The organism is Enterobacter cloacae complex sp. SHL009, assembly GCF_049237205.1.
In the GTDB taxonomy this organism is placed as follows: domain Bacteria; phylum Pseudomonadota; class Gammaproteobacteria; order Enterobacterales; family Enterobacteriaceae; genus Enterobacter; species Enterobacter cloacae_M.
On the sequence record NZ_JBMKIW010000015.1, the window covers coordinates 1 to 13,907 of the forward strand.

Annotated in this window: 15 protein-coding genes and 1 riboswitch; of the genes, 9 read left to right on the plus strand and 6 right to left on the minus strand. The window is 58.2% G+C overall.

Annotated elements, in window-relative coordinates; genetic code table 11:
• Nucleotides 1-360: 360 nt before the first annotated feature.
• Nucleotides 361-1,950 carry a bifunctional phosphoribosylaminoimidazolecarboxamide formyltransferase/IMP cyclohydrolase gene (purH, locus tag ACOTZC_RS22195; RefSeq protein ID WP_163354450.1) on the plus strand — a complete coding sequence of 530 codons (1,590 nt, stop codon included), beginning with the start codon at nt 361-363 and terminating at the stop codon, nt 1,948-1,950.
• Between the two features lie 15 nt (nt 1,951-1,965).
• Complete coding sequence (gene purD / locus ACOTZC_RS22200) at nt 1,966-3,258, plus strand: phosphoribosylamine--glycine ligase (protein WP_047173788.1); 1,293 nt, start codon at nt 1,966-1,968, stop codon at nt 3,256-3,258.
• A gap of 47 nt (nt 3,259-3,305) precedes the next feature.
• On the opposite strand, the gene ACOTZC_RS22205 is transcribed toward purD, so the two are convergent.
• The 6 genes from ACOTZC_RS22205 to nudC all read right to left on the minus strand — a co-directional run bounded on the left by ACOTZC_RS22205 (nt 3,306) and on the right by nudC (nt 7,655).
• Entirely contained in the window at nt 3,306-3,995 is a 690-nt protein-coding gene (locus ACOTZC_RS22205) for a DUF1481 domain-containing protein (protein WP_421636030.1), read from the minus strand.
• Between the two features lie 11 nt (nt 3,996-4,006).
• On the minus strand, nt 4,007-4,279 hold the full coding sequence (gene hupA, locus ACOTZC_RS22210) for a nucleoid-associated protein HU-alpha (RefSeq protein WP_002445246.1): 273 nt from the start codon (nt 4,277-4,279) through the stop codon (nt 4,007-4,009).
• A 186-nt stretch (nt 4,280-4,465) separates the two neighbouring features.
• A complete protein-coding gene (locus tag ACOTZC_RS22215; protein ID WP_023309980.1) occupies nt 4,466-5,056 on the minus strand; it encodes a YjaG family protein in 591 nt (196 codons plus the stop codon).
• A 41-nt stretch (nt 5,057-5,097) separates the two neighbouring features.
• Nucleotides 5,098-5,769, minus strand: coding sequence for a deoxyribonuclease V (gene nfi, locus ACOTZC_RS22220; RefSeq protein WP_213751964.1), 672 nt, complete (start codon nt 5,767-5,769; stop codon nt 5,098-5,100).
• A 9-nt stretch (nt 5,770-5,778) separates the two neighbouring features.
• Entirely contained in the window at nt 5,779-6,843 is a 1,065-nt protein-coding gene (gene hemE, locus ACOTZC_RS22225) for a uroporphyrinogen decarboxylase (RefSeq protein ID WP_059446346.1), read from the minus strand.
• A gap of 38 nt (nt 6,844-6,881) precedes the next feature.
• Nucleotides 6,882-7,655, minus strand: a complete 774-nt coding sequence (gene nudC, locus ACOTZC_RS22230; protein WP_045357738.1) for an NAD(+) diphosphatase — start codon at nt 7,653-7,655, stop codon at nt 6,882-6,884.
• A 95-nt stretch (nt 7,656-7,750) separates the two neighbouring features.
• Here nudC and ACOTZC_RS22235 point away from each other — a divergent pair, with 95 nt between their 5' ends.
• The 7 genes from ACOTZC_RS22235 to thiH all read left to right on the plus strand — a co-directional run bounded on the left by ACOTZC_RS22235 (nt 7,751) and on the right by thiH (nt 13,851).
• Complete coding sequence (locus ACOTZC_RS22235; RefSeq protein ID WP_023309976.1) at nt 7,751-8,248, plus strand: Rsd/AlgQ family anti-sigma factor; 498 nt, start codon at nt 7,751-7,753, stop codon at nt 8,246-8,248.
• A 54-nt stretch (nt 8,249-8,302) separates the two neighbouring features.
• Nucleotides 8,303-8,414, plus strand: a riboswitch (TPP riboswitch).
• Between the two features lie 78 nt (nt 8,415-8,492).
• Nucleotides 8,493-10,388, plus strand: coding sequence for a phosphomethylpyrimidine synthase ThiC (gene thiC / locus ACOTZC_RS22240; protein ID WP_421636029.1), 1,896 nt, complete (start codon nt 8,493-8,495; stop codon nt 10,386-10,388).
• Nucleotides 10,388-11,029, plus strand: coding sequence for a thiamine phosphate synthase (gene thiE / locus ACOTZC_RS22245; protein WP_248163067.1), 642 nt, complete (start codon nt 10,388-10,390; stop codon nt 11,027-11,029). Before thiC ends, thiE begins: the two co-directional genes overlap by 1 nt.
• A complete protein-coding gene (locus ACOTZC_RS22250) occupies nt 11,016-11,771 on the plus strand; it encodes a HesA/MoeB/ThiF family protein (protein WP_248163066.1) in 756 nt (251 codons plus the stop codon). The genes thiE and ACOTZC_RS22250 overlap by 14 nt, the downstream gene beginning before the upstream one ends.
• Nucleotides 11,755-11,955, plus strand: coding sequence for a sulfur carrier protein ThiS (gene thiS, locus ACOTZC_RS22255; protein ID WP_023309972.1), 201 nt, complete (start codon nt 11,755-11,757; stop codon nt 11,953-11,955). The genes ACOTZC_RS22250 and thiS overlap by 17 nt, the downstream gene beginning before the upstream one ends.
• A gap of 1 nt (nt 11,956) precedes the next feature.
• A complete protein-coding gene (gene thiG, locus ACOTZC_RS22260; RefSeq protein ID WP_047173782.1) occupies nt 11,957-12,727 on the plus strand; it encodes a thiazole synthase in 771 nt (256 codons plus the stop codon).
• Complete coding sequence (gene thiH / locus ACOTZC_RS22265; protein ID WP_045404853.1) at nt 12,724-13,851, plus strand: 2-iminoacetate synthase ThiH; 1,128 nt, start codon at nt 12,724-12,726, stop codon at nt 13,849-13,851. The genes thiG and thiH overlap by 4 nt, the downstream gene beginning before the upstream one ends.
• Nucleotides 13,852-13,907: the final 56 nt, after the last annotated feature.

A 13,907-nucleotide genomic window follows, 5' to 3' on the forward strand; every position in this document is an offset into this window, starting at 1 on the left:
CAGAGTCAACCCGTTATTTCAGGATTTTTTCTCTTCAACCGAACCGCTTGTTGTGTGAAGTGATTCACATCCGCCGTGTCGATGGAGGCGCATTATAGGGAGTTCTCCGCAGGCCGCAACCGAAAAGTTGCAAAAAAATGACTGACTGCTGTATTCCCCAGCAAAACCCCGCTTTATACCTTTTTACACACAGACTTATCCACAATGATACGAAAAAGTGAAAATGTGCGAGCGTTGCGCAAACGTTTTCGTTAAAATGCTCGCGCTTAATAAGGATGCCCCGTCAGGTGTGTTAGATGAGTTTTTCACAGGAAAATTCATCTAACGCTCTCTGTAATCGTGAAATCCAGGGGATTTACCATGCAACAACGTCGTCCAGTCCGCCGCGCTCTGCTCAGTGTTTCTGATAAAGCCGGTATAGTCGAATTCGCTCAGGCACTTTCCGCACGCGGTGTGGAGCTGCTTTCTACAGGCGGTACCGCTCGCCTGTTAGCAGATAAAGGTCTGCCGGTAACCGAAGTGTCCGATTACACCGGTTTCCCGGAAATGATGGATGGACGCGTCAAAACCCTGCATCCGAAAGTGCACGGCGGTATTCTTGGCCGTCGCGGTCAGGACGACGCCATTATGGAACAGCATGACATCGCGCCAATCGACATGGTTGTCGTTAACCTCTACCCGTTTGCCCAGACCGTAGCCCGCGAAAACTGTTCTCTGGAAGATGCCGTAGAGAATATTGATATCGGCGGCCCAACCATGGTGCGCTCCGCGGCCAAGAACCATAAAGATGTGGCCATCGTCGTAAAGAGCAGCGATTACGAAACCATTATTAATGAGATGGACGCCAACGAAGGGTCACTGACTCTGGAAACGCGTTTCGACCTCGCCATCAAAGCCTTCGAGCACACCGCGGCGTACGACAGCATGATCGCCAACTACTTCGGTAGCCTGGTGCCTGCTTACCACGGTGAAAGCAAAGATCCTTCTGGCCGTTTCCCGCGCACCCTGAATCTGAACTTCATTAAGAAGCAGGATATGCGTTACGGCGAGAACAGCCACCAGCATGCAGCCTTCTATATAGAAGAAGAGGTAAAAGAAGCCTCAGTTGCGACCGCTCAGCAGGTTCAAGGCAAAGCGCTCTCCTATAACAACATTGCTGACACCGACGCCGCGCTGGAATGTGTGAAAGAGTTCAGCGAGCCAGCCTGCGTTATCGTCAAGCATGCGAACCCATGCGGTGTTGCGGTAAGCCCCTCTATTCTGGACGCCTACGATCGCGCCTACAAAACCGACCCGACCTCCGCGTTCGGCGGCATTATCGCCTTCAACCGCGAGCTGGATGCTGAAACCGCGCAGGCCATCATCTCCCGCCAGTTCGTTGAAGTGATCATCGCGCCATCGGCATCCGAAGAGGCGCTGAAAATCACCGCGGCGAAACAGAACGTACGCGTGCTGGTTTGCGGCCAGTGGGCAGAACGCGTGCCGGGCCTGGACTTCAAGCGTGTGAACGGCGGCCTGCTGGTTCAGGACCGCGATCTGGGTATGGTGACAGAAGCCGACCTGCGCGTGGTAACCAAACGTCAACCGACCGAACAGGAACTGCGTGACGCTCTGTTCTGCTGGAAGGTCGCGAAGTTCGTCAAATCCAACGCCATAGTCTACGCCAAAGAAAACATGACTATCGGGATAGGCGCAGGCCAGATGAGCCGCGTTTACTCCGCGAAAATCGCGGGCATTAAAGCAGGTGATGAAGGTCTGGAAGTAAAAGGCTCCGCCATGGCTTCTGACGCCTTCTTCCCGTTCCGTGACGGTATCGACGCGGCGGCTGCAGTGGGCATCACCTGTGTGATCCAGCCTGGCGGCTCAATTCGCGACGACGAAGTGATTGCCGCTGCCGACGAACATGGCATTGCAATGATCTTCACCGACATGCGCCACTTCCGCCATTAATTCCCGGAGCAGAAAATGAAAGTATTAGTTATTGGTAACGGCGGACGCGAGCACGCTCTGGCGTGGAAAGCGGCGCAGTCTCCGCTGGTGAAAACAGTCTTCGTAGCACCGGGCAACGCCGGAACCGCGCTGGAACCCGCGCTGCAAAACGTGGCTATTGGCGTAACCGATATTCCTGCGCTGCTGAGCTTTGCCCAGAGCGAGAAAATCGATCTGACCATCGTCGGCCCGGAAGCGCCGCTGGTGATTGGCGTGGTGGATGCGTTCCGCGCGGCGGGCCTGACAATCTTCGGGCCAACGGAAGGCGCCGCGCAGCTGGAAGGCTCCAAAGCCTTCACCAAAGATTTCCTCGCGCGTCACAACATCCCGACGGCGGAATATCAGAACTTCACCGAAGTGGAGCCAGCCCTGGCCTACCTGCGTGAAAAAGGCGCGCCGATTGTCATCAAGGCCGACGGTCTGGCTGCTGGTAAAGGTGTTATCGTCGCGATGACCCTCGAGGAAGCAGAAGCCGCGGTTCAGGATATGCTGGCGGGCAACGCCTTTGGCGATGCGGGCCACCGCATCGTGATCGAAGAGTTCCTCGACGGTGAAGAAGCGAGCTTTATCGTGATGGTCGACGGCGAGCACGTTCTGCCGATGGCCACTAGCCAGGATCACAAGCGTGTGGGTAATGGCGATACCGGCCCGAATACTGGCGGAATGGGCGCTTACTCCCCTGCTCCGGTAGTGACTGACGAAGTCCACCAGCGCACCATGGATCGCATCATTTGGCCAACCGTGAAAGGGATGGCGGCGGAAGGCAACACCTACACCGGTTTCCTCTATGCGGGTCTGATGATCGACAAGCAGGGTAACCCTAAGGTCATCGAATTCAACTGCCGCTTTGGCGATCCGGAAACGCAGCCCATCATGCTGCGCATGAAATCCGATCTGGTGGAACTGTGTCTGGCAGCCTGCGAAGGCAAGCTCGACGAGAAAACCTCAGAGTGGGACGAGCGTGCGTCTCTGGGCGTGGTGATTGCTGCAGGTGGTTATCCGGGCAACTACAACACCGGGGATGAAATCCACGGCCTGCCGCTGGAAGAGATTGAAGGTGCGAAGGTGTTCCATGCGGGTACGAAGCTGGCTGACGACGATCGCGTCCTCACCAACGGCGGACGCGTGCTGTGTGCAACCGCGCTGGGCCATACTGTGGCAGAAGCGCAGAAACGCGCCTACGCGCTGATGGCGGATATTCACTGGAACGGCAACTTTAGCCGTCAGGATATCGGTTATCGCGCGATTGCGCGTGAGCAGGGAGAGTAATTTCCCGCTCACCCTAACCCTCTCCCTCAAGGGAGAGGGGATTTAAATCAAAAACTTTTTTCCGTCGGCTGCCAGGTGCAGAAGTCTTCGTTCGCCACCAGCAGCAGCTGAGAGCCTTCCGGCGCTTCCAGCCACGCCACACTCACCTCCATTGATGAATGACGCTGACGACGTTGTATGTGTTCGGTTGCCCAGGATTCGAGCTCAGGCTTGACCGTCTGTCCTTCGCAGGTTGTCACCGTCCCATCGGCATGCCAGCGCCCCTGGCGCAGCACAACGCGTCCCAGACGAAGCGCATCGCTGGTCTGGCGGATTTGTTCGGCACGATAACGGTAGAGGGCGATTTGATCGCTGGAAAGCTGCTGTTTTTGACCGCTGACTTCGCGCTGCATAAAGCTCAGCTCGCCATGGTCGTCAAAACGCACTTTCACGTGTTCGGGAGTCTTGCTGTAGACGTTCAGTTCAATCAGCGACAGGTCATCTCCCTGCCAGCGATATTCCGCAGTCGACGTATTGCCGTTATGCCACGGGCTGAAGGCAGAAAGCAGATGCACTTCGCCGCTGGAATCTTTGCGCCAGATCCTGACCGCACCCTGGTTGTCCGCGTAACCGCTGGCGGTAAACGGCGGCAGAGAGGTGTCGTGGCTGCAGGCTGACAGCAGCATGCCTGCCAGCGCGAGCGTTCCACGCCAGAAAGACAAAAGGGGCGTTACCGCCCCTTCGCTAAAACTGTTCACTGCCACGCGTCTTACTTAACAGCGTCTTTCAGTGCTTTACCAGAAACAAATGCCGGCACGTTAGCTGCGGCGATTTTGATTTCTTTACCGGTCTGCGGGTTGCGGCCAGTACGCTCAGCGCGGTGGTTCACTTTGAAGGTACCGAAACCAACCAGTTGCACAGCATCGCCTTCTTTCAGAGACTCAGTAATAGCAGCCAGGGTAGATTCCAGAGCAGCTTTAGCCTGCACTTTAGACAGATCAGCCTTGTCCGCAATTACATCAATCAGTTGAGTCTTGTTCATAAGTTATCCTTTCAATGTGTTTATCGCTTGCTAAGCATCGAGTGCGACGAAAATGCCAAAAAAGCACTCTCCTGCATACACGCACCGATAGCCACTTTTTTTCGCCCCCCAAATGTAGACCAGACAAGGGGCGAAAGGGAAGAGTCGAGGAGCGACAAAACGGGCGTTATCTCAAGTTTTATTGTCTCATTGGTTAAAAATTATACCAATATTGCTCTCGCCAGCCTCTCGTAAGTCCGCGCGCAGCCCTTTTATCAGCTCAATATCGCGTTCTTCACACTCTGCCAGCAGGCGGAAAATTTCCCACTGAATGTCCCATTCTTGCTCAACCGCCGGGTTTGCACGCAGCTCTTCGTCGGTCATCTCGCGGCCTTCCTGGGTCATTTCCAGCATCGCGACGGTCGTAATAGATGCCTTACTGACTTCAATTGCGTGCTCCAGCGTTTCACCGCTCAGACGGGAGTGGAGCAGTTCGCTTAACGCCACGCAGGCGTCAATCGCCGGGTAGACACCGTACAGGTCAAAATCATCCGCAGCCGGAATCGCCTCTTCCAGCTTTTCCAGCTGGGAGTCGAAGTTCACCTTCGCGTCTTTCACCGTCAGCGTTTCCCAGATCAGATCCAGAATGCGGCGGTAGATATGGCCATCACCAAAGCCCGTCTCCTTACAGAACGCGGCATAGTTGGGATACATGCGCTCGCACAGGCAAGCCATAAACGTCACGTGCTGCCAGCTTTCAAGTTTCTCAAGGCGCAGGTGAATCGGGTTTTGTAGCATGATGATCTCTCGAATCGAAAATTAGGCGCAGTTTACCTGAATCATCGCTGAATTTCCTGCCAACGAACAAAAGCCGGACGCGAAGAGGCCACGGCGTCTGCCCAGCGCGTCGGCTCCGGCAAGCGGTAGCCCTTCATGCAGCGCTGCACCCACGCCAGGGCGCTGTCCATGCTCACCCGGTGCCCGGTGGCGATAAAGAGCGGGTTACAGCGCGCCTTGCTGCGCCAGACCCACGCTAGCTGCTCGCCTTTATGGATAAGCGGCGCCAGCGCGCCCGGCTCGGCAGAAAGAGGTTCAAACGCGCCGCACAGGCGTTTCTTGGCGACGCCAATGGTCGGCACATCCACCAGCAGCCCAAAGTGGCTGGCAACGCCTAAACGGCGCGGGTGTGAGATACCGTGTCCATCGACAAACAGCAGGTCAGGTTTTTGCGAGAGTTGCTCCCACGCTGCCAGCAGCGCGGGATATTCGCGGAAGGAGAGAAAGCCCGGAATGTACGGCATGGTGGTCGCGATACGCGCAACCTTGTACTCCACCAGCTCAAGCGAAGGGTATTTCAGTACCACCATCGCCGCTCGCGTCACTTCCCCATCCTGCTCGAATCCGACGTCTGCTCCGCCAATGTACTGCGGAGGATCTTTATCCAGACGATCCTCGCGGATCACCGATGAGGCCAGTTCGATTTGTTGAGCGCGTAGCGACGCGAGATCCATAATCACTCCTTACTGGTGATACTGGGCAGAAAGCCGATGCACCGCCTCCACAAATACGCCTGCGTGTTCTGGCGGCACATCCTGATGAATGCCGTGGCCGAGGTTAAAGACGTGGCCTTCCCCCTGGCCGAAACCAGACAGTATAGTCGACACTTCTTCTTCAATGCGGGCTGGCGGCGCATAGAGCATGGACGGGTCCATATTGCCCTGCAGCGCCACTTTGTCGCCCACGCGACGGCGCGCATCGGCGATATCGGTGGTCCAGTCGAGGCCCAGCGCATCGCAGCCGGTTGCCGCCATCGCTTCCAGCCACTGACCGCCACCTTTGGTGAACAGCGTCACCGGCACGCGGCGGCCTTCGTTTTCACGCAGCAGGCCGTCGACGATTTTGTGCATGTAGTACAGGGAGAACTGCTGATAATCGCGCCCGGTCAGCACGCCGCCCCAGGTATCGAAAATCATCACCGACTGCGCACCCGCCTTAATCTGCGCGTTCAGATAGAGGGTGACGCTCTTCGCCAGCTTGTCGAGCAGCGCATGCAGGGCCAGCGGCTCGGCGTACATCATCTTTTTAATCATGGTAAAGGCTTTGCTGCTGCCCCCTTCCACCATATAGGTCGCCAGCGTCCACGGGCTGCCGGAGAAGCCAATCAGCGGCACTTCACCTTTCAGCTCGCGGCGAATGGTGCGCACGGCGTTCATCACGTAGCCCAGCTCGCCTTCCGGATCGGGGATCGGCAGCTTATCCACGTCGGCTTTGCTTTTGATCGGGGAGGTGAAACGCGGGCCTTCACCGGTTTCGAAGTAAAGGCCAAGGCCCATTGCATCCGGAATGGTCAGAATATCCGAGAAGAGGATCGCAGCATCCAGCGGGAAGCGGCGCAGCGGCTGGAGCGTCACTTCACAGGCCAGCTCGGCATTTTTGCACAGCGACATAAAATCGCCCGCCTGCGCGCGCGTGGCTTTGTACTCTGGCAGATAGCGTCCCGCCTGGCGCATCATCCACACCGGGGTGACATCAACGGGCTGGCGCAGCAGCGCACGCAGATAACGATCGTTCTTCAGTTCGGTCATTTTTGCAGTTCCTTAAGCGTCATGGCCTCAGTGTAACACTACTCATACTCGGCCCGACACATCGCCACGGTATCTTCTATCAGGCGACGCGCCACGGTGCCCGGCGGAGGCAACAGCGGTAGATCGTCGTAGCGATACCAGTTCGCGTCCAGAAGCTCTTTCTGGTCGATAACGATCTCGCCGCTGTCGTATTCGGCCATAAATGCCGTCATCAGCGACTGCGGGAACGGCCACGGCTGGGAGGTGACGTAGCGCAGGTTCTTCACTTTGATCCCACTCTCCTCCATCACCTCGCGCGCCACCGCCTGCTCCAGCGTTTCGCCCACCTCGACGAAGCCGGCCAGCACGGTGTGGATCCCGTTGCGATGGCGGGTATGCTGCGCCAGCAGGATGGAATCCTCCCGGCGGATAGCGACGATAATGCACGGCGCGATCTGCGGATAGTAGCGTTCGCGACAATGGCTGCAGAGCATCGCCCACTCGGTTTTGCTCGGGCGCATGGTATGACCGCAGTAGCCGCAGTATTTATGCGAGCGGTAAAACTCGGCCAGCTGCACGCCCCGCCCCGCCAGCTGGAACAGCCCCACGTCCAGATCCAGCACCTGGCGCACCGATCCCATATCCTGGCGGCGGGGCTGTTGGATCAACCACACGGGCTCACCCTGCCACTCGCCGATCTGTAGCGCTGGCTGTCCAACGAGATCGAACGCTTCAGCTGCACCGTAGGGGATTTCCCCGGCAGGAAGCCATAATTTTTGTTCGTGACTGACGATCCACCAACCAAGATCTGATTTTTCAATAATACGATCCATATCTATTGCACTACCTTCGCTTCACTGACATGTTGTTAGCATTGTGGTTACATTCTGGATAAGCAGATTCAATCCTACATTTTGCGGAGTCGACCATGTTAAACCAGCTGCAAAGCCTGACTGAGCGCGTTAGAGGAAATAACAAACTGGTGGATCGCTGGCTACATGTACGCAAGCATCTACTCGTGGCTTATTACAATCTGGTCGGTATTAAGCCTGGCAAAGAATCGTTTATGCGACTGAACGAAAAAGCGCTGGATGATTTTTGTCAGGGCCTGGTCGACTATCTGTCCGACGGCCATTTCAATATTTATGAACGCATTATCCGCGAAATGGAAGGGACAACGCCGTATTTAGCGGCCAGCAAGCTCTATCCGCTTCTGGAAGCCAACACCCAGCAGATCATGGATTACTATGATTCCGCGCTCGAGAACGCTATCGACCACGATAACTATCTTGAGTTTCAGCAGGCGCTATCCGACCTCGGCGAAGCGCTGGAAGAGCGATTCACGCTGGAAGATAAGCTGATCGCCCTCGTGCTGGATAATGATTTGAACATCAGTAACGAAGAGAACGTCGCGCGCCCTGCTTGAGTTCTTCATCGTTAACGAGTAATTTACAACCATTCGCCCCTCTCACGAGGGGGATTTTTCTTGTCGGAGTGCCCAGCGCCTGAAAGCGCGGGCTGAGACCGTTAATTCGGGATCCGCGGAACCTGATCAGGCTAATACCTGCGAAGGGAACAAGAGTCACACTGCTGTTGTATCGCCTGAGGGCGATCCTCTCTTGCTTCATCCGTCGTCTGACAAGCCATGTCCTTCACTTTTGGAATGAGCTATGTCTACTGCAAAACTGACCCGCCGCGAACAGCGCGCACAGGCCCAACACTTCATCGACACGCTGGAAGGCAGCGCTTTCCCGAACTCGAAACGCATCTACATTTCCGGCTCGCAGGCCGATATCCGCGTCCCAATGCGCGAAATTCAGCTCAGCCCGACGCTTATCGGCGGCAGCAAAGATAACCCGCAGTACGAAGACAACGAAGCCGTGCCGGTGTATGACACCTCCGGCCCGTACGGCGATCCTGATGTTGCCATCAACGTCCAGCAGGGTCTGGCAAAGCTGCGCCAGCCGTGGATTGACGCGCGTAACGACTGCGAAGAGCTGAGCGTCCTGAGTTCTGCATACACTAAAGAGCGCCTGGCCGACGACGGTCTGGACGAGCTGCGCTTTACCGGCCTGCTGACGCCAAAACGCACTAAGGCGGGCAAATGCGTGACCCAGTTGCACTACGCGCGCCGGGGCATCGTCACGCCGGAGATGGAGTTCATCGCCATCCGCGAAAACATGGGTCGCGAGCGCATCCGTAGCGAAATGCTGCGCTATCAGCATCCGGGTGAAGGCTTTGGCGCTCGCCTGCCGGAAAACATCACGCCGGAGTTTGTGCGTGACGAAGTGGCCGCCGGGCGCGCAATTATCCCTGCCAACATCAACCACCCGGAATCCGAGCCGATGATTATCGGCCGCAACTTCCTGGTGAAGGTCAACGCGAACATCGGTAACTCGGCCGTCACCTCCTCCATCGAAGAAGAGGTGGAAAAGCTGGTCTGGTCCACGCGCTGGGGTGCGGACACGGTAATGGACCTCTCCACTGGACGCTATATTCACGAAACCCGCGAATGGATCCTGCGTAACAGCCCGGTACCAATTGGCACCGTCCCGATTTATCAGGCGCTGGAAAAGGTCAACGGCATTGCCGAAGACCTCACCTGGGAAGCGTTCCGCGACACGCTGCTGGAGCAGGCCGAGCAGGGCGTGGACTACTTCACCATTCACGCGGGCGTGCTGCTGCGCTACGTGCCGATGACCGCGAAGCGTCTGACCGGCATCGTCTCGCGCGGCGGTTCCATCATGGCGAAGTGGTGCCTGTCACATCATCAGGAAAACTTCCTCTACGAGCACTTTCGCGAAATTTGCGAAATCTGCGCCGCGTACGATGTCTCTCTGTCGCTGGGCGATGGCCTGCGTCCGGGCTCTATTCGCGACGCGAACGACGAAGCGCAGTTTGCCGAGCTGCACACGCTGGGCGAGCTGACCAAAATCGCCTGGGAGTATGACGTGCAGGTGATGATTGAAGGCCCGGGCCACGTGCCGATGCAGATGATCCGCCGCAACATGACCGAGGAGCTGGAGCACTGCCACGAAGCGCCGTTCTACACCCTGGGGCCGTTGACCACCGATATTGCGCCGGGCTATGACCACTTCACGTCAGGCATTGGGGCGGCGATGATCGGCTGGTTCGGCTGCGCCATGCTCTGCTACGTGACGCCGAAAGAGCACCTCGGCCTGCCAAACAAAGAGGACGTGAAGCAGGGGCTGATCACCTACAAAATTGCCGCCCACGCGGCTGATCTGGCCAAAGGCCACCCGGGCGCGCAAATCCGCGATAACGCCATGTCGAAGGCGCGCTTCGAATTCCGCTGGGAAGACCAGTTCAACCTGGCGCTGGACCCGTTCACCGCCCGCGCCTATCACGACGAGACCCTGCCGCAGGAGTCAGGCAAAGTCGCGCACTTCTGCTCTATGTGCGGGCCAAAATTCTGCTCGATGAAAATCAGCCAGGAGGTGCGCGACTACGCCGCCGCGCAGACCATTGAAGTGGGTATGGCGGACATGTCTGAGACCTTCCGCGCCAAAGGCGGCGAAATCTACCTCAAAAAAGAGGAGGCGTAATGTATAAGCCCGATTTCCCGCCCGTCCCCTACCGTTTAGGGCTCTATCCGGTGGTGGACAGCGTGGAGTGGATAGAGCGCCTGCTGGAGACAGGCGTTCGAACGATCCAGCTGCGCATCAAGGATAAACGCGACGACGAGGTAGAAGCCGATGTGGTTGCCGCCATCGCGCTGGGGCGTCGGCATAACGCCCGTCTGTTTATCAACGACTACTGGCGGCTGGCCGTTAAGCACCAGGCGTACGGCGTGCATCTGGGTCAGGAGGATCTGGAAACAACGGATCTGAGCGCTATCCGCGAAGCCGGGCTGCGTCTTGGCGTGTCAACGCACGATGACATGGAGATCGACGTGGCGCTGGCGGCCCGTCCCTCTTACATCGCGCTGGGTCACGTCTTCCCGACGCAAACCAAGCAGATGCCCTCCGCACCGCAGGGGCTGACGCAGCTGGCGAGTCACGTTAAACACCTTGCCGATTACCCCACCGTCGCCATCGGTGGAATCAGTCTTGAACGCGCCCCGGCGGTGCTGGAGACCGGCGTCGGCAGTATCGCCGTCGTCAGCGCCATCACCCAGGCCGCAGACTGGCGTCTAGCCACCGAACAGCTGTTACAGCTGGCAGGAGCGGGTGATGAACGATCGTGATTTTATGCGCTACAGCCGTCAGATCCTGCTGGAAGATATCGCCATCGACGGGCAGCAAAAGCTGCTCGCCAGCCGGGTGCTAATTGTCGGTCTGGGCGGGTTAGGCGCGCCCGCCGCGCTTTATCTGGCAGGCGCAGGTATCGGTACGCTGGTGCTGGCCGACGACGACGAGGTTCACCTCAGCAACCTGCAGCGACAAATCCTCTTTACCACCGAGGATATCAACCAGCCGAAAGCGCAAATCACCCGGCAGCGCCTGAACCAGCTCAACCCGGATATTGAGCTGATTGCCCTGCAGGATCGGCTCAGCGGTGACAACCTCAGCCGTGAGGTCGCCCTGGCCGACGCGGTGCTGGACTGCACGGACAACATGGCGACGCGCCAGGCGATTAACGCCGCCTGCGTGGCAAATAATACACCGCTTATCACGGCCAGCGCGGTGGGTTTCGGCGGGCAGATGATGGTCCTGACCCCGCCGTGGTCGCAGGGCTGCTATCGCTGCCTGTGGCCGGATGATGCAGAGCCAGCGCGCAACTGCCGTACGGCGGGCATTCTTGGTCCGGTGGTCGGCGTAATGGGCACAATGCAGGCGCTGGAGGCCATCAAGCTGCTCAGCGGCATGGAGACGGAACGCAATACGCTGCGGCTGTTCGATGCCCGCTCCAGCGGCTGGCGCCATCTGTCATTACACCGCGCCAGCCGCTGCCCGGTATGCGGAGGCCGCGATGCGCATTCTGTTTAACGATGAGCCGATGAGATGCGACGACGGTCTCACCGTTGCGGTACTGCTCGACAAGCTGCGCCAGCTCAAGCCGGGAACGGCGCTGGCGCTCAATCAACAGATCCTGCCGCGCGAGCAGTGGGAACATCAGCAGGTCAATGACGGCGACCAGATCCTGCTGTTTCAGGTTATCGCAGGGGGCTGAGATGTTACGTATTGCCGATAAAGTCTTTGATTCACATCTGTTTACCGGAACCGGAAAATTCGCCTCGCCGCAGCTGATGGTGGATGCCATTCGCGAAAGCGGCAGCCAGCTGGTGACGCTGGCGCTCAAGCGCGTGGATCTGCGTCATCACAGCGACGCCATTCTGGCGCCTTTACTGGAGGCTGGCGTCACGCTGCTGCCCAACACCTCCGGTGCCAAAACAGCCGAAGAGGCGATTTTTGCCGCGCAGCTGGCCCGCGAGGCGCTCGGCACCCGCTTGCTGAAGCTGGAAATTCATCCTGACGCCCGCTGGCTGCTGCCCGACCCCATCGAAACGCTGAAAGCGGCTGAAAAGCTGGTGCAGCAAGGGTTTACCGTCCTGCCTTACTGCGGCGCCGACCCTGTCCTGTGCAAACGGCTGGAAGAGGTCGGCTGCGCCGCCGTCATGCCGCTGGGCGCCCCCATTGGCTCCAACCAGGGGCTGGAAACCCGCGCGATGCTGGAAATCATTATTGAGCAGGCTACCGTACCGGTGGTGGTTGATGCGGGCATTGGCGTGCCCAGCCATGCCGCGCAGGCGCTGGAGATGGGCGCCGACGCGGTACTGGTCAATACGGCCATCGCGGTTGCCGACGATCCGGTCATGATGGCGCGTGCGTTCCGCATGGCCGTAGAGGCTGGCCTGCTGGCAAGGGAGTCCGGTCCCGGCTCGCGCAGTTTCCAGGCCCAGGCCACCAGCCCGCTGACCGGTTTTCTGGAGGCGATCTCATGAGCACGTTTACCGAGCGCTGGCGCCAGCTTAACTGGGACGACATTGCCCTTCGCATCAACAGCAAAACGGCGGCTGACGTGGAGCGCGCGCTGAATGCCCGCCATCTGACCCGCGAGGATCTGATGGCTCTGCTCTCCCCGGCGGCCAGCGCGTACCTCGAACCGATGGCCCAGCGAGCACAGCGGCTCACCCGCCAGCGTTTTGGCAACACGGTGAGCTTCTACGTGCCGCTCTATCTCTCAAACCTGTGCGCCAATGACTGCACCTACTGCGGTTTTTCCATGAGCAACCGCATCAAGCGTAAAACGCTCGATGAAGATGAGATTGCCCGTGAGTGTGCGGCCATTCGTGAAATGGGTTTTGAACATCTTCTGCTGGTCACGGGCGAACATCAGGGCAAGGTGGGAATGGACTATTTCCGTCAGCACCTTCCCGCCATTCGTCGTCAGTTTGCGTCGCTGCAGATGGAAGTACAGCCCCTGGCGCAGGAGGAGTATGCGGAGCTCAAAACCCTCGGGCTGGACGGGGTCATGGTCTATCAGGAAACCTACCACGAGGCGACGTACGCCCGGCACCACCTGAAGGGCAAGAAACAGGATTTCTTTTTCCGGCTGGAAACGCCGGACAGGCTGGGTCGTGCGGGGATCGACAAAATCGGTCTGGGGGCGCTGATCGGGCTCTCTGACAGCTGGCGGGTGGATTGTTACATGGTGGCGGAACATTTGCTGTGGCTTCAGCAGCACTACTGGCAGAGCCGTTACTCCATCTCCTTCCCGCGCCTGAGACCTTGCGCGGGCGGGATTGAACCGGCTTCGCTGATGGATGAACGCCAGCTGGTGCAGACCATCTGTGCGTTTCGCCTGCTCGCCCCGGAAGTTGAATTATCGCTCTCAACGCGTGAATCCCCGGCGTTTCGCGATCGCGTTATACCGCTTGCGATTAACAACGTCAGCGCGTTTTCCAAAACGCAGCCTGGCGGCTACGCCGACGATCGTCCGGAGCTGGAGCAGTTTGTGCCGCATGACGGGCGACGTCCGGAAGCGGTCGCCGTAGCCCTGACGGCCCAGGGTCTTCAGCCTGTCTGGAAAGACTGGGACAGCTGGCTGGGAAGAGTCTCGCAATGACGCTGAAACGTACTGCAACGCCATAAAAAATTGTCGAGGCGCTACGAAAAGGCAAA